The 25,649-nt window shown below is 28.4% G+C and carries 19 protein-coding genes; 5 read left to right on the top strand and 14 right to left on the bottom strand.

The features are described 5' to 3' along the window. Nucleotides 1–4: 4 nt before the first annotated feature. Nucleotides 5–1,570, bottom strand: coding sequence for a replicative DNA helicase (gene dnaB, locus I1A51_RS07615; protein ID WP_196892680.1), 1,566 nt, complete (start codon nt 1,568–1,570; stop codon nt 5–7). A gap of 193 nt (nt 1,571–1,763) precedes the next feature. Here dnaB and I1A51_RS07610 point away from each other — a divergent pair, with 193 nt between their 5' ends. Beyond that, on the top strand, nt 1,764–2,066 hold the full coding sequence (locus I1A51_RS07610; RefSeq protein ID WP_196892679.1) for a hypothetical protein: 303 nt from the start codon (nt 1,764–1,766) through the stop codon (nt 2,064–2,066). 52 nt (nt 2,067–2,118) lie between these two features. Here I1A51_RS07610 and I1A51_RS07605 read toward each other — a convergent pair whose 3' ends face one another. Then, a complete protein-coding gene (locus I1A51_RS07605) occupies nt 2,119–2,916 on the bottom strand; it encodes an acetate and sugar kinases/Hsc70/actin family protein (protein ID WP_196892677.1) in 798 nt (265 codons plus the stop codon). A gap of 55 nt (nt 2,917–2,971) precedes the next feature. Next, nucleotides 2,972–3,880, bottom strand: a complete 909-nt coding sequence (gene miaA / locus I1A51_RS07600) for a tRNA (adenosine(37)-N6)-dimethylallyltransferase MiaA (protein WP_196892675.1) — start codon at nt 3,878–3,880, stop codon at nt 2,972–2,974. Between the two features lie 274 nt (nt 3,881–4,154). Between miaA and I1A51_RS07595 the strand changes: the two genes are divergently transcribed. Continuing rightward, a complete protein-coding gene (locus I1A51_RS07595; protein ID WP_196892673.1) occupies nt 4,155–6,599 on the top strand; it encodes a TonB-dependent receptor domain-containing protein in 2,445 nt (814 codons plus the stop codon). A 73-nt stretch (nt 6,600–6,672) separates the two neighbouring features. Here the strand turns inward: I1A51_RS07595 and I1A51_RS07590 are convergent, their stop codons facing one another. From I1A51_RS07590 to I1A51_RS07565, 6 genes are all read right to left on the bottom strand, one after another. Further along, on the bottom strand, nt 6,673–9,645 hold the full coding sequence (locus I1A51_RS07590) for a M16 family metallopeptidase (RefSeq protein WP_196892671.1): 2,973 nt from the start codon (nt 9,643–9,645) through the stop codon (nt 6,673–6,675). A 368-nt stretch (nt 9,646–10,013) separates the two neighbouring features. Next, nucleotides 10,014–11,735 (bottom strand): alkaline phosphatase D family protein, encoded by a 1,722-nt coding sequence (locus tag I1A51_RS07585; protein ID WP_196892669.1) that lies wholly within the window; start codon nt 11,733–11,735, stop codon nt 10,014–10,016. A 182-nt stretch (nt 11,736–11,917) separates the two neighbouring features. After that, a complete protein-coding gene (locus tag I1A51_RS07580) occupies nt 11,918–12,985 on the bottom strand; it encodes a YncE family protein (protein WP_196892668.1) in 1,068 nt (355 codons plus the stop codon). 494 nt (nt 12,986–13,479) lie between these two features. Further along, nucleotides 13,480–14,433, bottom strand: coding sequence for a D-2-hydroxyacid dehydrogenase (locus I1A51_RS07575; protein WP_196892666.1), 954 nt, complete (start codon nt 14,431–14,433; stop codon nt 13,480–13,482). Nucleotides 14,434–14,445: 12 nt separating this feature from the next. Then, a complete protein-coding gene (gene serC, locus I1A51_RS07570) occupies nt 14,446–15,522 on the bottom strand; it encodes a 3-phosphoserine/phosphohydroxythreonine transaminase (RefSeq protein WP_196892664.1) in 1,077 nt (358 codons plus the stop codon). Between the two features lie 51 nt (nt 15,523–15,573). Next, nucleotides 15,574–16,641 carry an acyl-CoA reductase gene (locus I1A51_RS07565; protein ID WP_196892662.1) on the bottom strand — a complete coding sequence of 356 codons (1,068 nt, stop codon included), beginning with the start codon at nt 16,639–16,641 and terminating at the stop codon, nt 15,574–15,576. Nucleotides 16,642–16,704: 63 nt separating this feature from the next. On the opposite strand from I1A51_RS07565, the gene I1A51_RS07560 reads away from it, so the two are divergent. The 3 genes from I1A51_RS07560 (at nt 16,705) to I1A51_RS07550 (ending at nt 20,684) form a co-directional block, all read left to right on the top strand. After that, nucleotides 16,705–17,055, top strand: coding sequence for a 4Fe-4S binding protein (locus tag I1A51_RS07560; protein WP_196892660.1), 351 nt, complete (start codon nt 16,705–16,707; stop codon nt 17,053–17,055). Between the two features lie 310 nt (nt 17,056–17,365). Further along, complete coding sequence (gene xrtK / locus I1A51_RS07555; RefSeq protein WP_196892658.1) at nt 17,366–17,923, top strand: exosortase K; 558 nt, start codon at nt 17,366–17,368, stop codon at nt 17,921–17,923. Then, nucleotides 17,883–20,684: an MSEP-CTERM sorting domain-containing protein gene (locus I1A51_RS07550; RefSeq protein WP_196892656.1), complete on the top strand. Its 2,802-nt coding sequence runs from the start codon at nt 17,883–17,885 to the stop codon at nt 20,682–20,684. The genes xrtK and I1A51_RS07550 overlap by 41 nt, the downstream gene beginning before the upstream one ends. Nucleotides 20,685–20,749: 65 nt before the next feature. Here the strand turns inward: I1A51_RS07550 and I1A51_RS07545 are convergent, their stop codons facing one another. Genes I1A51_RS07545 through lpxD form a run of 5 tightly spaced genes read right to left on the bottom strand, consistent with a single transcriptional unit; the run spans nt 20,750 to nt 25,494 of the window. Continuing rightward, a complete protein-coding gene (locus I1A51_RS07545; protein WP_196892654.1) occupies nt 20,750–21,664 on the bottom strand; it encodes a UDP-3-O-(3-hydroxymyristoyl)glucosamine N-acyltransferase in 915 nt (304 codons plus the stop codon). Nucleotides 21,665–21,675: 11 nt separating this feature from the next. Beyond that, nucleotides 21,676–22,242 (bottom strand): elongation factor P, encoded by a 567-nt coding sequence (efp, locus tag I1A51_RS07540; RefSeq protein ID WP_196892653.1) that lies wholly within the window; start codon nt 22,240–22,242, stop codon nt 21,676–21,678. 33 nt (nt 22,243–22,275) lie between these two features. Then, the gene (lpxA, locus tag I1A51_RS07535; protein WP_196892651.1) at nt 22,276–23,061 is read right to left on the bottom strand and encodes an acyl-ACP--UDP-N-acetylglucosamine O-acyltransferase; all 786 of its coding nucleotides are present in this window, start codon (nt 23,059–23,061) and stop codon (nt 22,276–22,278) included. A 7-nt stretch (nt 23,062–23,068) separates the two neighbouring features. Further along, complete coding sequence (locus tag I1A51_RS07530; RefSeq protein WP_196892649.1) at nt 23,069–24,460, bottom strand: bifunctional UDP-3-O-[3-hydroxymyristoyl] N-acetylglucosamine deacetylase/3-hydroxyacyl-ACP dehydratase; 1,392 nt, start codon at nt 24,458–24,460, stop codon at nt 23,069–23,071. Beyond that, nucleotides 24,460–25,494, bottom strand: coding sequence for a UDP-3-O-(3-hydroxymyristoyl)glucosamine N-acyltransferase (gene lpxD / locus I1A51_RS07525; protein WP_196892647.1), 1,035 nt, complete (start codon nt 25,492–25,494; stop codon nt 24,460–24,462). Before lpxD ends, I1A51_RS07530 begins: the two co-directional genes overlap by 1 nt. Nucleotides 25,495–25,649: the final 155 nt, after the last annotated feature.

Below are 25,649 nucleotides of genomic sequence, written 5' to 3'. Positions count from 1 at the left end.
ATTTTTAAAATGGCACATCGTTATTCGGTGTTCCAAAATCTGTATCAAAAGGTGAACCAAAAGCATCTTCAGGACTTGCAAAATTTGATGGTGAAATTCCTGGTTCGCTTTCTCCTCCTTCTCCAGAGAAATCATTCATTTTTGATTGAAATTCTGTTCCAAAACCTTCTTCTAAGTCAGAGAATTTTGCAAGATGTCCTGTAAATTTCAAACGAATATTATCTAAACCACCATTACGATGTTTTGCAACAATAAATTCTGCTTGACCTTCACAAGGAGTTCTTTCATCATCATCCCATTCTGTTTGACCATAATATTCTGGACGAAAAATAAACGATACAATATCTGCATCTTGCTCAATCGCTCCAGATTCACGAAGATCGGATAAAAGTGGTCTTTTACTTCCACCTCTGGTTTCTACAGCACGAGATAACTGAGAAAGTGCAATTACGGGAATATTTAATTCTTTTGCAAGTGCTTTAAGATTTCGAGAAATAGTAGAAATTTCCTGTTCACGATTTCCTCCTCCTTTTCCAGCTCCACCAGCAGTCATTAATTGTAAATAATCAATAATAATCATTTTAATTCCATGTTGTGAAGCCAAACGTCTAGCTTTTGCTCTTAAATCAAAAATAGAAAGTGAAGGAGTATCATCAATAAAAATTGGTGCATCTGAAAGATTTTTCACTTTCACATTTAATTGCTCCCATTCGTGTTGTTCTAGATTTCCTTTTCTTAATTTTTCTGAAGTCAAACCTGTTTCACTAGAAATCATTCTGGTAATAAGCTGTACAGATGACATCTCCAGAGAGAAAATTGCAACTGCATTATTAAAATCAATTGCCATATTTTTTGCCATTGACATTACAAAGGCAGTTTTTCCCATACCAGGACGAGCGGCAAGAATAATTAAATCGGAAGGTTGCCAACCAGAAGTTAATTGATCAAGTTTTGTAAAACCAGATGCAACTCCACTCATTCCTTCTTGATTTGAAATTTCTTGAATTTTCTTAATTGCTTGAGCAACTAAACTTTGTGCATTTTCAGAACCTTTCTTTAAATTTCCTTGTGTAACCTCAAAAAGCTTTGATTCTGCACTATCTAACAAATCAAAAACATCTGTTGTTTCATCGTATGCTTCATTAATAATTTCTGTAGAAATTGAAATTAATTTACGTTGAATATATTTTTGAAGAATAATTCTTGCATGAAATTCAATATGCGCAGCTGAAGAAACTTTTTGTGTAAGATTAATTAAATATAAATCTCCTCCAACAATATCCAATTTACCATTTTTACGTAATTGATTGGAAACCGTTAATAAATCTGTTGGTTCTGAATTTTCAAATAAATTATAGATTGCCTCATAAATATGTTTATGACCTTCTTTATAAAAAACGTCTGCATGCAAAATATCAATTACATCATCCACACCTTTTTTATCAATCATCATGGCACCAAGAACTGCCTCCTCTAAATCTAATGCTTGAGGTGGTACTTTTCCTTGTTCAAGGTTAATTACTTGCTTTTTTTTAATATTTCTAGAACCAAAAGGTTGCGTTTCTTCCATAAAAACAGATAAAATTTAATTGCCGAAACAACAGCGCAAAATAATACATTTTTACCTTAAATTACAATAAATATTTCACATATAAATTATAATTTTATATGTTGTTAATTTTAAAATAATTACACAATATTTTGTATCTTTTAGCATTTATACTTAATAGCAACTTTTAATTTTAAATTCAATTCTACTTCTTATGATTCATGCTTCTTTACTAAATAATTTACAATACAATGAAAATCATCCGATGATGTATGATTTATTGGAAACGCCGAAATCGATTGAAAAAGCAATCTTATTACGAAAAGAGCAATTATTAGAAAATCATTCTTTTAATGCTCATGTTGTAATTGAAGTTTTCGCTGGAATTATTGATTTTAATGACGGAGAACAGCATTCTGTTTTTGATAAAGGTGATTTTTTCTATCTTTCAAAGAAAGCAACTTTTGAAATAAAAGCGAAAGAAAATAGCATGTTACGTATAACACAATTTAAATAAAAGATAAGCCTATTTTTATAAACCTTAAAAGTAGGCTTATTTTAGACTTATTTTAAACATCTAAAAGGTTTGGATATTTTTTGTTTTCGTACATTGAAATTGCTCCAAAACAAGTTCCAAAATCTGGTTCTTTTAAAAAGAAACTATTTATTTGAAAAATCTCTGAATATTTTTTAATTATTTTTCTTACCGTTTTATTTTTACTCACACCTCCTGCAAAAATTATATCTGAAATTCCATTTCCATCAATATGTGCTTTTAAAATGGACATAATTGGTTCTGCAACTAAACTACAAATTCCAACTGCTATATTCGCATCTTTTAAAGAATTGTTACCAAAATTTGAAATAGTAATATCACTTTGAAACCAACTTGTGTTTTCTTCAAAGACATCTTTAACAGTTAAATTAATTGCATTTATATCACCAAATTCAGCTAACGTATTTATTTCATGATAATTTGTAATTCCTAACATTCTTTTTGACAAACCTAATAAGGTTCCACCACCAACTCCAGTTCCAATCAAATGAGAAATTTCACCATTATCAAATTTCATAAATGAAGTTCCAGTTCCAATATTTACAATAATACTTTTATCAAATTCACAAGCTTTTGCAATGGAAGCATTTGCATTTAATTCTTCCAAAAAAATAAAATCTTTTTCTTTTGAAAGTAATCTTGAACCTGTTCCGATAGCTAGCTTTGTTTCAAAATTATATTTAGAAAGAATTGAATTTCTAATTTCTTCAAACAATTCTTTTGAATGAATTTCTTTAAAATAATTTCCTTCTATTCTATACACAATTTTTAAATTCGTTGTACCAATATCAAAACAAATTAAATTACTCATTATATTTTTTGTTTTAAAATTACCCAAATACATTAAAACAAAAGTATTTTTAGAATTATTTATTTTTAAATTCTTCTACTTTTTCAATAATCTCAGAAAAAGGTGTTTGATAATCAAACCAAAGAATATTTTTATCTTTTCTAAACCAAGTTAATTGACGTTTTGCAAATCGTCTCGTATTCTTTTTTATTTCTTCAATTGCAAATTCCAAAGAAATATCTCCATCAAAATGTGCAAATAATTCACGATATCCAACCGTTTGTAAAGCATTTAATTCTTTATGTTTATATACATTTTTAGCTTCTTCAATTAAACCTTCATGCACCATGATATCCACTCTCCTATTTATTCTATCATAAATGATTTCACGATCCGCAGTTAAACCAATTTTAATTGGTGTAAAATCACGTTTGCCTTTTGGTTTATTTTTATAATATGAAAAAGGATGTTCAGCTCCAATACAAATCTCTAAAGCTCGAATCAAACGATGTGGATTTTCAATCGAAATTTGATCGAAAGAAACAGGATCTAATTCCTTTAATTGTTTTTGTAAAACTTCTATTCCTTCTGATTCTAATCGCTGATTTAATTCTTCTCGAATATTTTTTGCAACATCAGGAAAATAATCCAAGCCATCAATAATTGCATCCACATAAAGTCCACTTCCACCAACCATTACTAAATGTTGAAAATCTTGAAAAAGTTCTGTGATTTTTTCTAATCCTTCTCTTTCAAAATGTCCAACACTATATTCTTCAAAAATGGATTTATTTTGAATAAAATGATGTTTTGCACTTTCCAATTCTTCTTTTGTTGGAACAGCTGTTCCAATTTTCATTTCTTTAAAAAACTGACGAGAATCCGCAGAAATTATTTCTGTGTTATAATGATTTGCTAATTTAATTCCTAAAGCAGTTTTTCCAATTGCAGTCGGACCTACAACAGTTAATAAAAAGTTTTTCATAAAAAATATTTAAGAATGCGAATTTAAGAATTATATTAGTTCTTACAATGTATCTAAAAATACAAAACTATATTTTGAGTTTTCTTTTGGAATATTTCAAAATAGAACTGTAAATAAAAAATTTATAAAAAAATGCTATTTATACTTTAAGTTTCGTTCTAAATAACTAATTTTACTATAACATTTAATTTAATTTAACTGTTATTTAACAAAAAAATATTTAATCATCTTCTACATTCACATAAGCAAAAACTATAAACAGATCTACAACTAAATGAAAACAAAATTACTTCTTATTGTTTCCCTATTTTCTCTTTCTTTTATTTATGCACAAAAAGAGAAAAAAGTCTCCTATGCTGTTTCAGGAAAAGTGATTGATGCTGAAACAGATACACCATTAGAATATGCAACAATTGTTTTTACCCCTAAAAATGGCGGAAATGTAACAGGAGGTGTTACTAATGGAAAAGGGAAATTTTCTATTGATGTTCCGAAAGGAAATTATGTTATTACTGTCGAATTTATTTCATTTAAAACAAAAACCCTCAATATTTCTGAAATTAATTCAACCATAGATTTAGGCGTTATTTCTTTAAAAGAAGATGGTGAAAATCTTGGAGAAGTTGAGATTAGAGCTGAACGAACAACCGTAGAAGTTAAATTAGATAAGAAAATTTACAATGTTGGAAAAGATTTAACTGTAAAAGGTGGAACTGCTTCTGATGTTTTAGATAATATACCATCTGTGACAGTTGATGTAGATGGAACTGTTAATTTAAGAGGAAGTGATAATGTTCGAATCTTAATTAATGGTCGCCCTTCTGGTTTGGTTGGTCTTTCAAGTACGGAAGCTTTACAACAGTTTCCTGCGGATGCAATTGAACGTGTGGAAGTAATTACAAGTCCATCTGCAAGATATGATGCCGAAGGAACTGCTGGAATTTTAAATATTATCTTGAGAAGAGGAAAAGGACTTGGTTTAAATGGTTCTGTTACTTTAAATGCTGGTTATCCAGAAAATTTTGGAGGAAATTTTAATCTTAGTTATAAAAAAGACAAATTTAATTTGTTTTCAAATAGCGGATATACGTATAGAAAATCTCCAGGAAATTCTTCTGTTTTTCAGCAAAATTTCGTAGATAATACTTTAAATAGTTTTCTTTCAGAAGTAAGAGATTATGACCGTGAACGAAAATATTTAAACACAAATTTTGGAATTGAATATTTTTTAGATGATAAAACAACCATTACAAATAGTTTTTTATATCGAATTTCTGATGGAAATACACTTGTTACAAATGATGGAAAAATCTTAACTGCAAATCGAGAAATTGATAAACTTTATATTCGAAGCGAAGACGAAATATCAGATAGAGAAACGATTGAATATAATTTCAATTTTTCTAGAGATTTTGAAAAAAAAGGACATAAATTGACGGTCGATTTCCAATTTGATAAAACAACAGAAGATGAGTCTGCTACGATTTTACAAAGAAATATTTTCGATTCTGAAGATGAAAATCCAAATGATGATGACGAAAGAACCATTAATAATAATGATGAAAAAAGTTTTTTAATTCAATCTGACTACGTTTTACCTTTAGGAGAAGTTTCTCAATTTGAAGCTGGTTATAAAAGTGAATTAAAAAGTGAAATTACAGATTATACGTTATTCTTAAAAAATGAAGATGGAGAATTTGTAAGAGATTTATTGACTTCTAATGTTTTGGATTATACAGAGAATATTCATGCTTTTTATACACAATTTGGAAGTGAATTTGGTAAATTTTCGTATTTATTAGGTTTAAGATCTGAAATCACAGATATTAAAATTAAATTTGAAGATGATGCTTCAGGAAATGCAAATAATGCAACTAAAAATTATTCAAATTTCTTTCCTTCAGTAAATTTAGGATATGAATTCACTGAAAGTTTAAGTATCTCTTTAGGATATAATAGAAGATTGTCAAGACCTCGTTCTTGGTATTTAAATCCTTTCCCATCTAGATCAAGTGCAACTAATATTTTCGTTGGAAATATTGATTTAGATCCTATTTTCACACATTCATTTGAAGCTGGAATTCTAAAAAAATGGAAGAAATTCATTTTTAATTCTTCTGTTTATTATAGACATTCTAAAAACGTAATTCAAATTGTTTCTACTGAAATTGGTGAAACGGAAGATGGAATTCCAATTATTCAAAGAACTCCAATTAATATTTCTTCAAGAGATCGTTACGGATTTGAATTTACAACAAGTTATTCTGCTTTTCGTTGGTGGCGAATTTCTTCAGATTTCAATTTTTATAGATTTGAAACAAAAGGATTGTATGAAAATATCAGTTTTGATGCATCAAATTATAGTTGGTCAGCTCGTTTAAGTTCGAAAGTTTCTTTACCAAAAGATATCGATTTCCAAACACAAATACTTTATAGAGGACCGTATGAAAATGGACAAACAGATAGAAAAGCAATGTACACAGCAAATATTGCCTTGAGTAAAGATATTTTAAAAGATAAAGGAACACTTACTTTTAATGTGAGTGATTTGTTTAATTCAAGAAAAAGAGTTTCTACAACAACAACTCCTACAACAATTTCAGATAATGAGTTTCAATGGAGAGAACGTCAATTTTTGCTAAGTTTTACCTATCGATTTAATCAGAAGAAAAATGCAAAAAGGCCAAAAAGATATGATGTAGAAGAAGGAGGATTTTAATTTAAATTAAAAATATAATGCATAAAAAAAGCGGACTTGATAAAAGTCCGCTTTTCTATTTTATATTAAGAAATTATTGTTTAATCTCTGTTTTTTCGTAATTGAATAATTCATCAATATCCATTTCTTTCACTTTTCCAAGTTTACTTAAAGCGTTCATATCTAAATCTTTCTTATTTCCAATTACCATTGTAGTATATTTCTTTCCTTTAATATTTTCATTAAAGAAATCTACTAAATCCTTCATTGTTAAGTTCTGGATTTCTTTATACATTTCTTCACGGAAATCATTGTCTAGTCCTAATTTTTGAACTCTTTCATAATTCCAGAAAATATCATCTTTTGTAATTCTTTCTGCTGCAATTTTCTTTAAAGTTGCATTTTTAGCAGCATTAAATTGATTTTCTGCTTCAGGAATATTATTCATTAAATCCATCATCGCATCAACAGCTTGCGTTAATTTGTTCGCCTGCGTTCCAACATATGCAATAACATAATTTGAATCATCTGCTTTTCTAGCTTGAGAATAAGAAGAGAATGCAGAATAAGCTAACGATTTAGACTCACGAATTTCTTGGAAAACGATTGAAGAAAGTCCACTTCCAAAATAAGAGTTGAAAACTCTAGAAACAGCCATTGACTTCTTATCGAATTTTTTGTCTTTTGCTACGAATAACATTTCAGCTTGCACCATGTCGAAGTCAACAAAAAGAACTTCTCCTCCTGTTTCTTTCTCAGCATATTCTGTAGCTTTAGGATATTCTTTTAATTCGCTTGAAACAACATGATGTTTATCTAAAGCTTTTGTAGTTCCAGCAATATCATTTCCATAATAGAAAACGCGTTGTTTGAAATCTTTGATTCCTTTTACTAAATCTACTAATTCTTGTGGATTAATATCCATCATTTCTTTGTAAGAAAGAATGTTACGGAATCTAGAGTTTTCTCCATATTTTCCATAATTATGTAGTCCTCCCCAAAGAATTGAAGCTTTTTGAGTTTTTGTATTTTGTCTTCCCTTCATGATTCTATCCACATATTTTTTATATGCTTCATCATTAGGAGCAACAGTTGTCATTAAGTTTTCTAAAAGCTCTAAACCTTTTTCCATATTTTTCTGAAGACCAGAAATATAGATAATTGATTTATCATCAGAAACTCTTACACCATATTCGATTCCTAGTTTATAGAACTCTTTCTTAACATCTTCAGCAGACATTTTATCAGTTCCTAGATATTCAACAAAACCAACAGCATGAGCTAATTTTTTATTATTATCTCTACCCATGTCGAAAATAATATTTAAATCAAAAAGATCATTTGTTTTATTTTCTACATAAGAAACTTCGATTCCGTTTGCTAATTTTTGTTTCTTAATTTCAGATTTATAATCTACAAATAATGGTTGTAAATCTGGAGATTTTAGTTCATCAAATTTCGCCAAGAATTCAGATTTAGCATCTCTATTTGTTTGAATTGGAGTAATTCCAGGATTATCAACTTTTACGATATTTTTGTCTTCTCCTTGTCTTTTATAAACAATAACTTGGTTGTTATCTTTATAGAATTTATTCGCAAAATCAACAACATCTTGTTTTGTTATTTTTCTTAATTCTTCATTAAATGAAACAACATCAGCCCAATCTTGATTATGAATAAATGCATTATAATACGCTGTTGCTACAGCAGTGTTATTTTCGTATGATTTTGTTTTAGAAAGCTCTAAATCATTAATCACAGCTTCTAATAACCAATCATCAAATTTTCCTTGTTTTACAAGTTCTATTTGTGCTAATAATAAATCTTTTACTTCTTCTAAAGTTTGTCCAGATTTTGGAGCTCCATTGATAACGTGGAATCCATAATCATTTAAAGATTGTGTGTAAGAAGTTCCGTATTGGATTTCTTGTTTTTGGTTTAAGTTTAAGTCGATTAATCCTGCACTACTATTTGCAAGAATCATATCAACTAATCTCACCATTTTTTCATCTTTACTTCCAATTCCATCTGCTCTAAATGCAATATTTACAGATTCTGAAGTTGGTCCATAAACATCTTTTACAACATTTTGAGTAATTGGAGCTTCTTTTGGAAGAGTTGGATGTACAACTTCCTTCGATTTGAAGTTTCCAAAATACTTATCTACTGTTTTAATTGTGTTTTCAAAATCTAAATCTCCAACTAAAACAACAGACATATTATTAGGAACATAATATTTATCAAAATAAGCATGAATAGCTTCTAAAGAAGGATTTTTCAAATGCTCAGAAGTTCCAATTGTAGTTTGTTGTCCGTATGGGTGTGTTGGAAATAAACCATCAAGCATTGCTGCCCAAGTTTTTCTTCCATCATTATCTTGTCCTCTGTTAAATTCCTCATATACAGCTTCTAATTCTGTATGGAATAATCTTAAAACTAATTGGCTAAATCTTTCACTTTCTAAGTGAGCCCATTTTTCCAATTCGTTTGCAGGAATTTTATTTTTATAAACAGTTTCTTCTACCCAAGTATGCGCATTTGTTCCTTCTGCTCCAATAGAAGCTGTCATTTTATCATATTCATTAGCTACCGCAAAATTTGAAGCTACATTAGAAATAGAATCGATTGTTCTATAAATTGCAACTTTCTTTGTTTCATCTTTTTCTACAGCGTGTTTTTCATATAAATCAGAAATCTGCTTTAAATAACCTTTTTCAGTTTCCCAATCTTTTGTTCCAATTTCATCCGTTCCTTTGAAAACCATGTGCTCTAAATAGTGTGCTAAACCTGTGTTATCTTTTGGATCGTAGTTAGAACCTGCTTTTACAGCAATAAAAGTTTGAATTTTTGGCTCGTCCGTATTTTTACTTAAATATACTTTTAAACCATTTTTTAGTGTGTACAAACGTAAACCAGTTGGGTCATTTTCTACGGTTTCGTAAGTAAATCCATTAGCATCTGTTTGAACATTTTCAGTTGCTGGGGCTGTTTCACTTGATGATTTTTGCTCACAAGAACCTAAAACCAATGCTAATGAAAGTAAGCTTACATAATGAAGATTTCTCATTTTTCTAGTTAGTGATTAATTGTTTAATGTTATAAAATTTTCGCTTGAAAATACTAGTATTAGATGTTATGTTGTCAAAGTTGTTTCTTAAAATTGTGTTAAAAGTAAAAAAATATAACGGACAAGCAAATTGTTTTAGATTTTTATAATATTAAATCATAAAAATTAAATTTTTCTAATTTATTCACTAGCTAAAATACTTTTAATTCAAAAAAACAATCTCAATTTTAAAATTCTGTTTATGTAAACATCTATTCTTAAAAAAGAAATTCAATAAATATTATATTTAAATAAATCTTATAAAACAAAAAACAGGTTCAGAGAATCTAAACCTGCTTACAATTCATCATTAAAAAAATAAATCTAAATCAACCATTGTAGCTCGTAGAATATTCTACAGATGTTTGATATTGTTCATCATAAATTTGGTCAACAAAAACCCAGTTTGCATTTGAAGTTGAGTTCGTAAAATTCACTTTTAAATATCCTCTATCTGATGCATTTAAATATTTTAAATGATCAATCAAAGAAGTCATCACTTCTTCAAAAATAGAAAAGACAATACTACCACTTAAAATCAAATCAATCCCTGGTGAAGTAACAGAAGCTGTTGCAAATTCTTCTCCTACTTTTATATCACTATTTGTAATTAAATCCGAATGCCAAGCATTGTGAGAATCACCAGCCAAAGCAACCAATTTTTTCCCTTTAAATGCATTTAAAATCATTTCTCTTTCTAAAGGATATCCATCCCATGCATCTAAATTGTATGGAAATCCACCAGAAATTCTAGCCGATTCATTTTCTGTTAATGTAAGATCTCCAGCTAATTGTCTGCGTTTCAAAGTAACTAATTCTTCCATTTTAATTTCTAAAGCTTTTCTAGTTTGCGTTGACATTCCTCCACTTTTAGATTCTCTAGAAGCATCTTGTAACAAATCTAAAAAGTCAAATGGTAACAACATTTTTCCCATTAGAACTTGTTGTCCTAAAACTTGCCAAGTTGCACTATTGCTTTCTGCAACATTTAATAACCAATTTCTTTGTTCATGTCCTAAAATCGTTCTGTTTTTGTCCAACCAATCATTTCTAAATTCTGAAAAATCAAATCCAGTAATTGAAATATAATCTGTATAAGAAAGTTGTTTATCACGTCCAATTACACGAGTATCTAACATAATTAGATTCACTAAATTCCCAAATTCAATATTTCGATAAATCTTATTGTTATCGCTAATTTTCATTGGTAAATATTCGCTATAAGCTTGAATAGCATTTATTTTTCTTTGTACAAAACTTCCTTCAGAACTGTCATGATTTTGTGCACCGTCTTTATAAGTATCATTTGCAACTTCATGATCATCCCAAACGCAAATAAATGGTTTTTTCTGATGTGCTAATTGTAACATTTTATCTGAACGATACAAACGATAACGTTCTCTATAATCATCTAAAGAAATAATTTCATGATCTGGAGAAAGAGGTCTGTATACTTCTGAAGTATAACCATATTCTGTTTCTCCATATTCGTAAATATAATCTCCTAAATGAACAACAACATCTACATCTGATTTTGCAATAGAATCATATACATTAAAATAACCTGCCGCATAATTAGAACAAGAACAAACTGCTAAATTCACTTCGTTAGGATTTTCAGAAAGTGTAATTGTTTCTCCAACAACTGAAATGGTTCCTTCTTCTAATTGTGCAAAACGATAATATAACTTTTGATTTGGTTCTAAATCTTGCACTTCAATAGAAACCGTATAATCTCTTTCTTGATTTGTAGTAAAAGTACCTGTTCTTAATAATGTAGAAAAATTAGGATTTTTAGAAACTTCCCAAACAATTTCAACTTCTGGTTTGTCAGTTGTATATCTTGTCCAAATTATAACTTGATTGGTTGTTGGATCAAAACTTGCAACACCATGATTGAATTTTTCCAGTTTTGAATTGTCTGGAATATTTATATCATCAATATCATCATCGCTACAACTTATTAAATTTGAAGCGATAATAATTCCTCCTGATGCCAATAAAGTGTTTCTTAAAAATTTTCTTCTAGTAGTAGTATTTTTAGATTTCATTATCCTTAAAATGTTTTAGTTTTTGGTAGCAGAAAATTAGAAACCCATCATTATTATAACATCATGTAAATATTTTAATTTTTTTAAAGTAAAGTTAACTTCATTAACAAATCAATAATTTTAAAACAAAAAAAGACTTGATTCTAAAACCAAGTCTTTTTTTTATTATATTTTAATAAATATTAAATTCCGCTATATGCGTTGTAATAAACATTTTCTGGATTCATTTCTAAAGTAAATTCTTTTTCTTTTGTAAGTGTTGTTAGATTAAAAATCTTAACGATTCCTTCTTCTAAACCACTGTTTGTATTTATTCCAAAAATTTTCTCTTTTCCAACACTAATACTTTCGATATTTTGTCCAGTAATTAATGGAATTTGAGATAAAATCGGAGAATTTACGTGCATTTGATACACATCTCCGTTTAAAACATAGTAAAAGTTTCTCTTATAATAATTTAAATTTGTAGGGTGATTAGAATTGTTTCCGAAGTAAAAAGATGTCTCTATTTCAAAAGATGATTGGTTAATCTTAAATAATTGTCCTGCTGTTTCTTCCATGTCTTGTTTTCCACTACATAATACCCAGATTTTTCCATCATCATCTACTTGTAGTGAATTTACATTATATCCAACTTCAATCTCTCGAATGATTTCTTCAGAATTTACATCAAAAACAGAAATTTTATTATTCATTTCTCCTGCATGTGTAATATAAATTCTATTATTTGTAAGTAACATCTTTTCAGGCTTCATCCCAACAGGAATTTTACTGATAATCGTATGTGTATTCATATGCATAATTGCAATAAAATCATCATCTGGATTATCGGTTTCTCCCCAATTTGTAATATATCCTTTACCGTCTTGTCCTCCTTTTTGATTTGAAATAAAATATCTTGGTTGGTTTAAATGTTGTGAAGTTTCAGCAATTTCTGTAAACCTATAACGATCTACGGAAACAACTTTATTCTCATCACTTACAACAATCGCAGCTTCTTCAATATAAAATCCTAACGAACTTACATTTTTACCAAGCGTCTGACCATTTACTTTTTTGAAGATATTATTTTCAGTATTTGAAAAGTTATAAGAAACAAATGAAACTGATCCAGTCTCCTGTCCTTTGTTTGTTATTAATAGCCCTTCGTCATAATTTCCTCTAAGATACCTATCCTCAGTATCTTTTCCACATGAAACTAAAATTGAACTTGAAACGGCTAATGCTAGAAATAATTTTGTCAACTTCATTGTACTATTTGTTAGGGTTAATTTGTGTTTTGATTTATAAGTAGTCTTTATTGTTTACATACGCATTACTTTTAGAATTTAACTTTCTTTATTACAGATAGTTACAAAAAACTGATTTTAAAAAACCGCAACTATCAATTTAAAACCTAATACATTTTTTTAACTCTTTATCATAATCATTTATCTAAAATTAGGTTTATTTTTTTGTTAAATAATATTTTTTAACATATACAAATTTACTTATTTTTTGTGAAGATTCTATGCATGAATTAGAATTTCGGACTTCTTTTTCATGATTTTTTATTTAAGTAACTAAGGGATATTGAATTAATTAATGAAGATTTTACAATTAATTTTTATTAAAGAAATAGGAAGCAATTTTTTTGCAGCTAATTTAGCTACATATTTTAGATTATAGTTTTCAATATAAGCAATTTAGTTATTTGAGTTTTGATAAAAGAGGTTCTAAATTTAGAACCTCTTTTATTTTTATATTAAACTTCGAAAGCTTCCATAATTTGCTCTGCAATTTCATGTGCAATTCTTGCTTGCGCTTCAATTGTAGAACTTCCAATATGTGGTGTCAACGAAATTTTATGATTCATCAATACTTGAATAGCTGGTGTTGGCTCATTTTCAAAAGTATCAATCCCCGCATAAAATAATTTATCTTCATTTAAAGCGTCTACTAAAGCAACCTCATCAATTGCTCCTCCTCTAGAAGTATTGATAATTCCTGCTCCATCACGCATCATTTCGATTTCTTTTACTGAAATTAAATGTCCTTCTTGATATGGTGTATGAAGTGTAATAAAATCTGAATTCTTTAAAACATCTTCTTTATCTGTCGTTAAAACATTAAAATGAATTGCTTGTCCATCATAAAAATCTAACTCAATTGTTGCTTCTTCTACATACGGATCACATGCTAAAACTTTCATTCCTAAGCTTAAAGCAATTTTTGCAACATTTTGTCCAATTTTCCCAAAACCAATAATTCCTAAAGTTTTCCCTCTTAATTCTGTTCCAGCTGCATACGATTTTTTCAATCCTTTAAAATTAGAATCTCCTTCTAAAGGCATTGTTCTATTTGAATCATGTAAGAATCTTACCATTCCAAATAAATGTGCAAATACTAATTCTGCAACCGAACTTGAAGAAGCATCTGAAGCTGTAATTACACGAACGCCACTTGCTTCTGCATATTCTACATCAATATTATCAATTCCAACTCCAGCTCTTGCAATCATTTTTAAAGAAGGACAATCATCAATAATATCATCTCTAACTTCTGTTCCACTTCTTACAATAATGATATCAATATGATTTTCATTGATATAGTTAATTAATTGGTTTTGTGCAACTTTTACAACAATCACTTCAAAACCTGCATTTTCTAGGGCTAGAATTCCATTTCTAGACAATCCATCATTTGCTAATATTTTCATTTCGTATGTATCTTATTTAATTTTTTTTTCAAACTTTTTTAATGTATCAACTAAAACTTCTACTCCTTCGAAAGGCATCGCATTATAAATACTTGCACGATATCCTCCAACAGATCTGTGTCCTTTAATTGCACTAATTCCAGCAGCATCACAAAGTTCTTCAAAAAGTTGTTCTTTATCTGTGTTTTTTAGTTTAAATGTAACGTTCATTTTAGAACGATCTTCTTTATTTGCAGTTCCTTCAAAAAATGGATTTCTATCAATTTCTTCATATAAAAAAGAAGATTTTAAGTTATTTTCTTTTTCAATTCCAGAAATTCCTCCTTTGTTTTTTAACCAATTTAGATTTAAGTAAGCCGTATACACTGCAAAAACTGCTGGTGTATTACTTAAACTTCCATTTTTAATATGAACTTGATAATTTAACATTGATGGAATTTTTCTTCCTGTTTTTCCTAAAATAGAATTTTTCACTGCAACCAATGTACAACCTGCTGTTCCAATATTTTTTTGCGCTCCAGCATAGATTAAATCAAATTTATTAAAATCTAATTGTCTTGAAAAAATATCTGAACTCATATCAGAAACCATCGGAATATCAATATCAGGAAATTCATTCATTTGCGTTCCATAAATAGTATTATTCGTTGTACAATGAAAATAATCTTGATCATTTGAAACCGAATAATTCTTAGGAATATAATTGTAATTTTTATCTTTTGAAGAAGCAACAATATTTACATTTCCAAGATTTTCAGCTTCTTGCATTGCTTTAAAACTCCACCTTCCTGTATCTAAATATGCCGCAGATCCTCCAATTTTCATTAAATTAAAAGGAACTAATAAAAATTCTAAACTTGCTCCACCATGAAGAAATAAAACAGAATAATCATCCGAAATCTGCATTAATTCTTTCACCATGTTTTGTGTTTTATGCAAAATTTCCAAAAAAGCATCACTTCTATGGGAAATTTCCAAAATGGAAAGTCCTAAATGATTGTAATCAACAACTGCTTTTGAGAGTTGTTCAAAAACTTCTTTGGGCAATGTACTTGGGCCAGCACAAAAATTGTATTTCTTAGCTTTCATATATAAAAGAATTTGATTTTAGTTTTAGTTAAATTAAATTTAAAACTAATTCTATTCTAATCCTATTAAAAATTCCAAAGTATCTACACCATCTGCATAATCCCAAAGTTTTGGTTTTTGCGTTTCTCCAAATGCGACTGTTTTTTTATCTAAAGTATTTTCTTTTGCAACAATACATTGGATTTTTTCTTCATCTTGATTTAACTTTTCTTGTAAACCTTCTAAAGAATCATAATATTCATAGAATAATGTAGAGATTGGTGATGAATAATTTTCATCTTCTTTTAAAACTAAAAAACCATTTTCTCTTAAATCAAAAAGACTCATTAAATAGACAGCTTTATTATAATCATAATTATTCGCATATCTTTCATAATTGATGATATCTTTCTGATTATAAACTGCTTTAAAAATCTTATCAAAATCATAATCTCTAGGAACAAAAATTTTAGAAACATTTCGGCAACCTAAACCAAAATATCTGAAAATATCTTCTCCTAGAGCAACTAATTCTTCTTCAGTTTCATTTCCTGTAATTACAGCAACTGAATTCCTATTTTTTCGAATAATATTTGGAAATTTTCCAAAATAATAATCAAAATATCTCGCCGTATTATTACTTCCTGTTGCAATCACAGCATCAAAATCCTTTACCTCTTCTTTTGTAATGGTAATAATTTCTTTAAAATCTGGATTTATATATTCTAAATATTTAACTGCTAAAGGAATAAAATGTGCATCGTTCGATGATTGTTTCGCTAAAATCGAATGTCCTGAAATTAACACAGATAGAAAATCATGAAAACCAACCAAAGGAATGTTTCCTGCCATAATAACAGCAACTTTTTTTGGTGTAATTTCACTAAAATCATAAGCTTTAAGCCAAGAATTTAAATTTTCTTCTGTTAATGCTTTACTCCAATTTTCTAAGGAAAAAAGCACGTTATTTTCTGTAAACCAACCGTTAACTTCTTGTGCTCGTTTTATTTGCATTTTGAAAGCATCAAAGAACAAGTCATTATGTGGAATATTGTCTTTTTTTACAATACCCTCTGTTGAAAACTGACTTAAAAACTCTCCTAGAGCTATAAACGCTTTTTTTCTATCTTCTATCAACATTTTGCCTATAATTTTACAAAGATTTATGTATTTTTGTTATGCAAATTTAAAGTAAATATAATTATGGCAATAATAATAACTGACGAATGTATCAATTGTGGTGCATGTGAACCAGAATGTCCAAACAACGCTATATATGAAGGTGCGGAAGATTGGACAATGGCACAAGGAACTGAGCTTTCAGGTAACGTTGTTTTTCCTAATGGAAATTCTTATGATGCAGATGAAGATCAAGAACCGATTAGTGACGAATTCTATTTTATCGTTCCTGATAAGTGTACAGAATGTAAAGGTTTCCATGACGAACCTCAGTGTGCAGCAGTTTGTCCAGTAGATTGTTGTGTTCCTGATGAAGATCGTGTGGAATCTGAAGAAACATTATTAGAGAAAAAAGCGTTTTTACATGACGAATAATCTTTGATAAATTCTACATAAAAATTAAACGAATTATATCAAAATATTTTTAAAGAGTTTTCTATTTATGGAAAGCTCTTTTTTTGTTTAAGAAACTTTTTTATAGCAATTAAAGGAATAAATACGCTTTATAGAAAAACAAATCATGAATAAAACTATATCTTAAGCCGTGAATAAATTTAAATAAAGTATTTATTAATTAACTTTTATTAAAGAATAATATAGTTTCTTGTATCATAATATTTTTTCCAATTTTTCTTGCTGATTATTTTTTTTCTTATTTACTTTGTATTTCAAAGTACTTTAAATTATGAAAGAAATAGTCCTTACAAAAAATTATATTTTTTATGGAATTGCAATTTTTCTCCTTTTCCTTTTAAAATTTTGGTATAAAAATACTTCAGCTGATGATGTGGGTTTTTTATTGAAACCTGTAGATGAATTCATTTCTTTAATCACAAATTCCAATTCGATTTTCACAAAAGAAACTGGTTATTTTCATAAAAAATTAAATATTTATATTGATAAATCATGTTCTGGATTTAATCTTTGGATCATTGCAACAATGCTATTTATCTTTCAATTTGTAACTTTTCTTAAAAAGGATTTAAACAAAATTCTAGCAATTATTTTTAGCTTTTTCATAGGATATATTTTTACAATAATCGTCAATACTTTCCGAATTTACACAGCAATTATTTTTAAAAACATTTCCATTTTTGAAGCAAATTCAAAATTTACACATGAATTTATTGGCGCAATAATTAATCTAACTTTTTTAATTCTAGCATATACTTTTATTCAAAAAATTATAAATAAAAACAACTATGAAAAATTTGCTTCATCCAAAATGGAATTTAATAATTAATGTAATTCCAGCAATTTTACTCTTCTTTTATGGAGTGTATCATTTCGATTTAATTTTCTCTTATTTAAATGAAAAACAAATCGAAACTTGGAATCATTTTCTTATTTCTTTAGGAATACTTAGTGGATTTTCTACTATTTATACCTTAGCTTTACTAATTAAAAAAACAAAAATCAATCTTGTTTTTTCTATTTCTCAAACCATTTTTTATTTCAGTTTTTTAGTTTATTTCTTTACAAATTATATAAACTTAAATCCTTTTAGTATTCCAGAATGGTTAGTTTCTGAAATAACTTTATTTCAATATTTTGGTACATTTTTATTACCTTCTATTTTATATGGTTTAATTTTAAGCGTACTTTTAGTAACTCCTGAAAAGAAAAAATATTATCTTTTATCCAATCTAGGTTATGCTCTTATTTTTCCAATATTATGTTTCTTTTTTGTTTTAGGAATTCTTCCATTATTCAAGTTTTCAGATTCAAAATTCAGAGATCATTTACTAGTAATTTCAATCGCTATTTTTACAGTATTATTTTTCTTTTATTTATTCCGATTCATTTATATTTTAATCCTAAAAAAAGGAAAAAAACCTTCAAAAACTTGGTATCGAATCTGGATTTTCATCGTTTCTTTCGTATTTCCAATTGCAGGTTTAATAGTATATCAAGAAATATTTCATGGAATTGCTCCTTTAGGAGAATTCAATAATTTTTGGATTTATTTTTTAACTGGATTCAATGCTTTAATTCTTACAGTTAGAAATGTTTCCAATAAAAATTTAAATTTCATTTTACATTTTTTAAAATTCGTCACATTACCATTTTCTTTCTATTTCTTTATCGTTTTTCTTCCCATTTTACCTTTTTCTGTAATCGCAATTTTCATGATTGGATTTGGTTTTTTAATGCTTTCTCCTTTTCTATTATTTATTTTTCACATTCGTGAACTTTCAGTTAGTTTTAAAATTTTAGAGCCTTATTTTTCCAAAATAAAATTGATTGGTTTTTCTATTTTAGGAATTCTTATAATTCCTTCAATTCTGACATTTTCATTTATACAAGATAAAATCACAATTGATAAAACTTTAAATTATATCTACAATCCTAATTATTTTGCCAAGGAAACAATTCAAACAAATCGTTTAGAAAATGTTTTACAGAAGATTAAAATAGAAAAGAAAAAAAATAGAAACACATTATTTGAAGCTTCTTTACCTTATATTTCTTCTTATTATAATTGGATTGTTTTAGATAATTTGACTTTATCAAACAACAAAATTCAAGAAATTGAAAGTATCTTTTTTGACAAAAATTATCAAAAACCATCGACAGATAGAATTCAAAATGAAAATGTAAAAATTACCGATATTCAAACTGAAAGTAAATTTGATGAGACAACTAAAACTTGGATTTCCACAATCGATTTAAAAATTAAAAATTTTGATGAAAATTCATGGCAAAAAGAATATGCTACAACATTAAATTTACCAAAAGGTTGTTGGATTAGCGATTATTATCTTTATGTTGGTGATATAAAAGAAAAAGGAATTCTTGCAGAGAAAAAATCGGCAATGTGGATTTATTCGAGCATTCGTAATGAAAGAAAAGATCCAGGAATTTTATACTATTTAACAGGAAATAAAATTGCTTTTAGAGTGTTTCCTTTTACTGCTTTGGAAGAAAGAAAAACAGGAATTGAATTAATTCATAAAGAACCTATTACATTAAATTTCGATGGAAATCAATTAAATTTAGGAGAGAAAAAAAACAACACTTTATTTTATGAAGATGAAAATATTGCATTTTTAACTTTAAATGAAAAAAATAAATTAAAAAAAGTAAAACGTAAACCTTATTTTCATTTTTTAATAGATGCTTCTGATTCTATAAATACACAAAATAAGGAAGAATTTGAAGAAAGAATAAATCAAATAAAAACTACTTTTCCGACTTATTTTAAAAATGCAAAAATCTCTTTAGTAAATAGTGCAATAAATACGTTTTCTTTAGATGAAAATTGGAAACAATTTTATACTAAAAACAAAAAAGGTGGATTTTATCTTGATAGAGCAATTCGAGAAAATTTAGTAAAATCCTATCGAAATTCTGGAGAAACTTTCCCAATTTTTATTACGGTTACAAATGATTTTTATGATGCTATTTTAAATAAAGATTTTACAGATTTAGAATTTACTTTTCCAGAAAATAGATGGTTTTATAATTTGACAACTGAAGGAAATTTAGAATCGTATTCTTTAAAAGAAAATCCAACAAAAAAAATAGATTCTATTCCATTTAAAGAAACTTTTAAATCTGTTTTAGCTTATCAAATAAATGATAAAGAAATTCGATATTTAAAAAATGATGACTATCCAGAAATCATTTTGAAAAATGAATTTTTAGAGATACCAGAAGAAAAAATAAAAGAAAAAAATTGGGTTTCTGCTTTATATATGGAAGCGAAAAATCAATCTTTTCATTTATTTCCTGAAACTTTAGAAAAAGATTGGAAAAAATCTGTAAAATATAGTTTTAAATCACAAATTATGAATCATTTCACTTCTTATTTAGTAGTAGAAAATGAATCCCAAAAGAAAGCTTTATTCAAAAAACAAAAAGCAGTTTTGTCAGGAAAAAATGTATTAGATGCAGGTGAGGAAACTACAAGAATGAGTGAACCAAGTTTCTATATTATTTCAGCGATTTTACTACTTTATATTCTTTATACTAAAAGAAAAAAAAGAATGCGATTAAGCTAAATTAAAAAACAAAAAAGTACGTTTATCTTTTATAAACGTACTTTTTAAAATATAAATAATTTCATTTATTTCTTCACTAATTGTTTTACAACAACTTGCTCTTTTAAATATTGTCTAGATTCTCTTGCAGGAGTTCCGTTGTAAACTAAACCACCTTTTAATGATTTAGAAACACCAGCTTGTGCTAATAAAACAGCTCCTTTCCCTATACGAATTCCACTTACTACACCAACTTGTCCCCAAAGAATAACCTCATCTTCAAGTACTGTACAACCAGCAATTCCACATTGAGAAGCGATTAAACATTTTTTACCAATAATTGTATCATGCCCAATTTGAACTTGATTATCAATTTTAGTTCCTTCTTTAATTGTTGTACTTGCAGTAACACCTTTATCGATTGTACAAGTTGCACCGATATCAACATTATCCTCAATTACAACATTTCCACCAGAAATTAATTTATCAAAACCAGTTGGACGATTTTTATAATAAAAAGCATCGCCACCTAAAACTGTTCCAGCATGAATCGTTACATTATCACCAATAATTGTATCGTCATAAATTGTAACATTTGGATGAATTAAGCAATTCTTACCAATTTTCACATTATTTCCGATAAAAACATTTGGTTGAATAACAGTATTTTCTCCAATTTCAGCAGATTCAGAAACAGCAGCAGAAGCAGCAATAAAAGGATTAAAATGTTTCGTTAGTTTATTGAAATCTCTAAATGGATCTTCAGAAATTAAAAGAGCTTTTCCTTCTGGACAATCAACTTCTTTATTAATTAAAACAATTGTTGCAGCAGAATTTAAAGCTTTATCATAATATTTAGGATGATCCACAAAAACAATATCACCAGGTTCTACAACATGAATTTCATTCATTCCGTGAACAGGAAAAGTTGCATCCCCAACGAAAGAAGCCTCAATAATTGAGGCTATCTTTTCTAAAGTTTGAATTTCTTTAAATTTCATAAAGAAAAAATTTATTGTTTGATACGCTCTTGGTAAGTACCTTTAGCAGTTTCAATCTTAATTTTATCACCTTCATTGATGAATAAAGGAACATTTACTCTAGCTCCAGTTTCAACAGTTGCAGGTTTTGTAGCATTTGTTGCAGTATTTCCTTTTACACCTGGTTCTGTATGTGTAACCTCTAAGATTACAGATTGAGGCATATCAACAGCTAAAGGCATTTCGTCTTCAGCACGGATAATTACTGTTACAACTTCTCCTTCTTTTAATAATTGAGGAGCATCTAAAGCTGCTTTTTCTAAGGTAATTTGGTTATAATCTTCAACATTCATGAAGTTAAACGTATCACCTTCAGCATATAAATATTGATATTTACGAGTTTCAACCCTAACTTCTTCAATTTTATGTCCTGCTGAGAAAGTATTATCAATTACTTTTCCAGTTGTTAAACTTTTTAATTTTGTACGAACGAAAGCTGGACCTTTTCCAGGTTTTACATGTAAAAATTCAATAATTTTATAAGTATCATGATTAAATTTAATACATAATCCGTTACGAATGTCTGACGTACTTGCCATAATATTTTCTAATTAAGTTTTTAGTTTTACAAATTAATTATTTCCAATATAACCTTTCATAATTCCACGCTGAGAATTACGGATAAAAGTTATAATTTGATCTCTTTCAGAAGTAGCTTCCATTTCGGCTTCTATCTTTTCAAGAGCTTGTGAATTATTAAATCTGCTTTGATATAAAATTCTATAAATATCTTGAATTTCTCGTATTTTTTCTGTTGAGAAACCTCTTCTTCTTAATCCGATAGAATTAATTCCTACAAAAGATAATGGGTCTTTAGCTGCTTTTGTAAAAGGAGGAACATCTTTACGAACTAAAGAACCTCCAGAAATCATTGCATGATCACCGATATGAATAAATTGGTGTACAGCTGCAAGACCTCCAACAATCGCATGATTTCCAACAACAACGTGTCCTGCTAAAGCAACTCCATTTACGATAATTGCATTATCACCAATGATACAATCATGTGCGATGTGAGCTGTTGCCATAACTAAACAGTTACTTCCCACAACTGTCTGACCAGATGCGTTTGTTCCTCTGTTAATTGTCACACATTCACGAATCGTAGTGTTATCTCCAATAATTGCCAAAGAATCTTCATTATCAAATTTAAGATCTTGTGGTATTGCAGAAATAACTGCTCCTGGGAAAATTCTACAATTTTCACCAATACGAGCACCTTCCATAATTGTAACATTAGAACCAATCCATGTTCCTGATCCTATTTCTACATTATTATGAATTGTAGTAAATGGTTCAACTACAACGTTTCTTGCAATTTTTGCTCCCGGATGAATATACGCTAATGGTTGATTCATTTTTTCTTTATTTAATTTTAGATATCTGAGCCATTAATTCAGCCTCGACAACTACTTTGTTATTTGCATATCCTACTGCTCTCATATGAGAAATTCCCCTTCTAATTGGCGTAATTAATTCTGCTCTGAAAATTAATGTATCACCAGGTAAAACCTTTTGTTTAAATTTCACGTTATCCATTTTCATGAAATATGTCAAATAGTTTTCAGGATCTGGAACTGTACTTAATACTAAAATTCCTCCACACTGTGCCATTGCTTCTACTTGTAAAACTCCTGGCATTACTGGTGCTCCTGGGAAATGTCCTCTAAAGAAATCTTCATTCATTGTAACATTTTTAGTTGCTACAACATGTGTATCTGACAACTCTAAAACTCTATCGATTAATAAGAAAGGTTGTCTGTGAGGTAAAATATCCATGATTTGGTGGATATCCATTAATGGTGGCTTATTTAAATCATATTTAGGCACATAATTTCTTTTTGCCAATTTGATTTTCTTAGCCATTTCCTTTGCAAACTTAGTATTGATTCCATGTCCTGGTTTGTTTGCAATTATTTTACCTCTAATTTTTGTACCAATTAAAGCTAAATCCCCAATCACATCTAAAAGTTTATGACGAGCAGCTTCATTTGTCCAACGTAAATCTAAGTTATCTAAAATTCCGTTAGGTTTTACGCTGATATCTTCTTTATGGAAAGCTTTTTTAAGCTTCGCCATTGTATCTCCAGAAATTTCTTGGTCTACATAAACAATAGCATTATTTAAATCTCCACCTTTAATTAAATCATGATCTAATAAAGCTTCTAATTCATGTAAAAAACTAAATGTTCTTGCAGAAGCAATTTCTGTTTTAAAATCTTCTAATTTATCTAAACTAGCATTTTGAGTTCCTAATACTTTCGTATTATAATCTACCATTGTAGTAATTTGGTAAGAATCTGCTGGCATTAAAATGATTTCACTACCTGTTTCTTCATCTCTACAAGTAATAATTTCATCTACAACAAATTCTTCAACTTCCGCATCCTGCTCTTCAATTCCAGCTTCTTCTAAAGCTTCTACAAAATGAATTGAAGATCCATCCATAATTGGTGGTTCTGGAGCATCTAACTCAATAATAATGTTATCAATACCTAAAGCTACAACTGCGGCTAAAACATGTTCAGTTGTATGTATTTTCACACCTTTTTTATCTAAATTCGTACCTCTTTGAGTTCCTACAACGTAATCTGCTTTTGCTTCGATAACTGGCTTATCTTCTAAGTCAACTCTCACAAAAGAATATCCGTTGTTTACAGGTGCTGGTTTAAAAGTCATCGTCACTTTATTTCCAGTATGTAAACCTACTCCTGATAAAGTAACTTCATTTTTGATTGTTTTTTGGTTTTGATTCATTACTTATCTTTTAATGCTTTTATTTCTTTTTCTAATTGATCTATTTTCGAAACTAATTTTGACAAATTCTTAAAATGTACATAAGATTTATTGTACTCGCCATATGGCAATGCTGGGCTTCCTTGTAAGACTTCATTATCTTTTACATTTCTTCCAATTCCAGCTTGTGCTTGAATTTTCACATTGTCTCCAATGATTAAATGTCCTGCAATTCCAACTTGTCCTCCAATCATACAATTTTTTCCAATTTTTGAAGATCCTGCAATTCCTGTTTGTGCAGCAATTACAGTATTTTCTCCAATCTCAACATTATGTGCAATTTGAATTTGATTGTCTAATTTTACACCTTTTCTGATGATTGTTGAACCTAAAGTTGCTCTATCAATAGTTGTTGCAGCTCCAACATCTACTTTATCTTCAATAATTACATTTCCGATTTGCGGAATTTTATCATATTCCCCATTTCCATTTGGCGCAAATCCAAATCCATCTGCTCCAATTGTCGCTCCAGAATGAATTGTACATTCATTTCCAATTACAGATTCAGAATTTATTATACCTCCTGTAAAAACAGTAGAATTATCTCCAATTGTTACATTATCACCGATATAGGCATTTGGATAAATTTTCACATTATCTCCAATTGTTACATTGTTTCCAATGTAAGCAAATGCACCTAAATAAATATTTTCTCCGATAGTAACATTTTCTCCGATAAAGTGTGGTTCTTCCCTTCCTTCTTTGTTCATTTTTACTTCATTGTAAAATGCAAGTAATTTTGAAAAAGATTTATAAGCATCCGCAACTTTAATCATCGTACAAGAAACTTCTTTTTCTGGTTCAAAAGTTTCATTCACGATTACAATTGTTGCTTTTGTTTTGTAAATATATGGAGTGTATTTTGGGTTTGACAAGAAAGATAAAGACTCCTTCTCACCCTCTTCTATTTTAGAAAGTTTTGAAACCTCTGCCTCTGGATTTCCGACAACTCTTCCTTCTAAAACTTCTGCTATTTGACTTGCTTTAAATTTCATTAAATGCAAAAATATAAAAAATATACTTTATGGTATTGTTTAGAAAGTTTTAATTATTCACAATACATAACATCTTAATTAAAATTTCATTAATACATTCTTAAATGAAATCTTAATTCGTTTTATCATTTGCTTTTTATTAACAAAAAACAAAA

Source organism: Aureivirga marina (assembly GCF_015767265.1).
Taxonomy (GTDB): Bacteria; Bacteroidota; Bacteroidia; order Flavobacteriales; family Flavobacteriaceae; genus Aureivirga; species Aureivirga marina.
The sequence above is the reverse complement of the archived record's forward strand: the minus strand, read 5'-3'. Positions and strand labels throughout refer to the sequence as shown.

What these genes read in the sequence shown, in the direction of transcription:
- dnaB (WP_196892680.1), bottom strand. Translation starts at nt 1,570, where the DNA reads ATGGAAGAAACGCAACCTTTTGGTTCTAGAAATATTAAAAAAAAGCAA.
- I1A51_RS07610 (WP_196892679.1), top strand. Translation starts at nt 1,764, where the DNA reads ATGATTCATGCTTCTTTACTAAATAATTTACAATACAATGAAAATCAT.
- I1A51_RS07605 (WP_196892677.1), bottom strand. Translation starts at nt 2,916, where the DNA reads ATGAGTAATTTAATTTGTTTTGATATTGGTACAACGAATTTAAAAATT.
- miaA (WP_196892675.1), bottom strand. Translation starts at nt 3,880, where the DNA reads ATGAAAAACTTTTTATTAACTGTTGTAGGTCCGACTGCAATTGGAAAA.
- I1A51_RS07595 (WP_196892673.1), top strand. Translation starts at nt 4,155, where the DNA reads ATGAAAACAAAATTACTTCTTATTGTTTCCCTATTTTCTCTTTCTTTT.
- I1A51_RS07590 (WP_196892671.1), bottom strand. Translation starts at nt 9,645, where the DNA reads ATGAGAAATCTTCATTATGTAAGCTTACTTTCATTAGCATTGGTTTTA.
- I1A51_RS07585 (WP_196892669.1), bottom strand. Translation starts at nt 11,735, where the DNA reads ATGAAATCTAAAAATACTACTACTAGAAGAAAATTTTTAAGAAACACT.
- I1A51_RS07580 (WP_196892668.1), bottom strand. Translation starts at nt 12,985, where the DNA reads ATGAAGTTGACAAAATTATTTCTAGCATTAGCCGTTTCAAGTTCAATT.
- I1A51_RS07575 (WP_196892666.1), bottom strand. Translation starts at nt 14,433, where the DNA reads ATGAAAATATTAGCAAATGATGGATTGTCTAGAAATGGAATTCTAGCC.
- serC (WP_196892664.1), bottom strand. Translation starts at nt 15,522, where the DNA reads ATGAAAGCTAAGAAATACAATTTTTGTGCTGGCCCAAGTACATTGCCC.
- I1A51_RS07565 (WP_196892662.1), bottom strand. Translation starts at nt 16,641, where the DNA reads ATGTTGATAGAAGATAGAAAAAAAGCGTTTATAGCTCTAGGAGAGTTT.
- I1A51_RS07560 (WP_196892660.1), top strand. Translation starts at nt 16,705, where the DNA reads ATGGCAATAATAATAACTGACGAATGTATCAATTGTGGTGCATGTGAA.
- xrtK (WP_196892658.1), top strand. Translation starts at nt 17,366, where the DNA reads ATGAAAGAAATAGTCCTTACAAAAAATTATATTTTTTATGGAATTGCA.
- I1A51_RS07550 (WP_196892656.1), top strand. Translation starts at nt 17,883, where the DNA reads ATGAAAAATTTGCTTCATCCAAAATGGAATTTAATAATTAATGTAATT.
- I1A51_RS07545 (WP_196892654.1), bottom strand. Translation starts at nt 21,664, where the DNA reads ATGAAATTTAAAGAAATTCAAACTTTAGAAAAGATAGCCTCAATTATT.
- efp (WP_196892653.1), bottom strand. Translation starts at nt 22,242, where the DNA reads ATGGCAAGTACGTCAGACATTCGTAACGGATTATGTATTAAATTTAAT.
- lpxA (WP_196892651.1), bottom strand. Translation starts at nt 23,061, where the DNA reads ATGAATCAACCATTAGCGTATATTCATCCGGGAGCAAAAATTGCAAGA.
- I1A51_RS07530 (WP_196892649.1), bottom strand. Translation starts at nt 24,460, where the DNA reads ATGAATCAAAACCAAAAAACAATCAAAAATGAAGTTACTTTATCAGGA.
- lpxD (WP_196892647.1), bottom strand. Translation starts at nt 25,494, where the DNA reads ATGAAATTTAAAGCAAGTCAAATAGCAGAAGTTTTAGAAGGAAGAGTT.